Annotated in this window: 1 protein-coding gene; it reads right to left on the bottom strand. The window is 43.8% G+C overall.

Annotation, left to right across the window (positions count from 1 at the left end; all coding sequences use genetic code 11):
* Window positions 1–209 precede the first annotated feature (209 nt).
* Window positions 210–1,129, bottom strand: a 920-nt coding sequence (locus R7P72_RS25405; RefSeq protein ID WP_318111008.1) for a glucose PTS transporter subunit EIIB, incomplete at its 5' end; no start/stop codon positions are given.

The raw sequence follows: 1,129 nt of genomic DNA, 5'->3' as shown, positions 1-1,129 counted from the left end.
GCACCTCAAAAATATAAGTATTGTCAGAGAAAACGGAACTCTGTATCCGATATGGTTTTACAGAGTACATTGTTTCTAATGATCCACAATTCTAAGCCATTAGACAACAAGAACTCGCGCTAAAACGGCAATATTTATCGAGTTCGCGTGAATGCACAGCAGATTCAAAGCACTGAAACAAAAAAAGACCCCCCGAAGGAGGTCTCTAATCAAATATCAGTTCGATGTAATAATGGTAGTTTTACATTCGATAGGTCTTCGTTTGCGCCGATTGCTTTCATTTCGCAAGCAACGATTTCTGCTAGAGGACCAAGGATAACTTGAAGGTTGTTTTCACCCAGTTTAACAACACCTTTCGCACCTAGTTTCTTCAACACTTCTTCATCAGCTACTGAACGATCTTTCAGAGTTAGACGTAGACGAGTGATACATGCGTCAATTGAAGTTAGGTTGTCATGACCACCTAGCGCTTTTAGGTATTGACGAGCTAGGTCACCACTTTTTGCTTCACCTGCTGGTGCTGCTGCTTGGCTATCATCATCTTCACGGCCTGGCGATTTTAGGTTAAACGCGCGGATTGCGAAGCTGAATGTGAAGAAGTAAAGAGCACCGAAGCCAAGACCAACTGCACCTAGTAGTAGAGGTTTAGTTGCTAGACCGTAGTTCAACAAGTAGTCAATTAGACCAGCAGAGAATGTGAAGCCGTGTAGCGTACCAAGCATGTTAGCAACAACTAGCGATAGACCAGTGAACACTGCGTGAATCGCGTATAGAGCAGGAGCTAGGAATACGAACATGAACTCTAGAGGCTCTGTGATACCAGTTAGGAATGAACAGAATGCAACAGAGAACAATGCACCACCAACTTGGCTACGTTTCTCAACAGGAGCCGCTAGGTACATAGCAAGTGCTGCACCTGGTAGACCAAACATCATTACTGGGAAGAAACCGTTCATGAATACACCAGCGCTCTTATCGCCACCGAAGAAACGGTGTAGGTCACCAGATTTAACTGTTTCAGTTCCTTCTTTAACAGTTGCTGTAATTTCTGGAGATACTGAGGTAGCGAATTCAAATGTGTGAGGTTGACCAGCAACAAGACTCTTAGCTAGAGCTGGGTCAACACAAT

Source organism: Vibrio sp. Vb0888, from assembly GCF_033338835.1.
GTDB lineage: Bacteria > Pseudomonadota > Gammaproteobacteria > Enterobacterales > Vibrionaceae > Vibrio > Vibrio alginolyticus.
The sequence above is the reverse complement of the archived record's forward strand: the minus strand, read 5'-3'. Positions and strand labels throughout refer to the sequence as shown.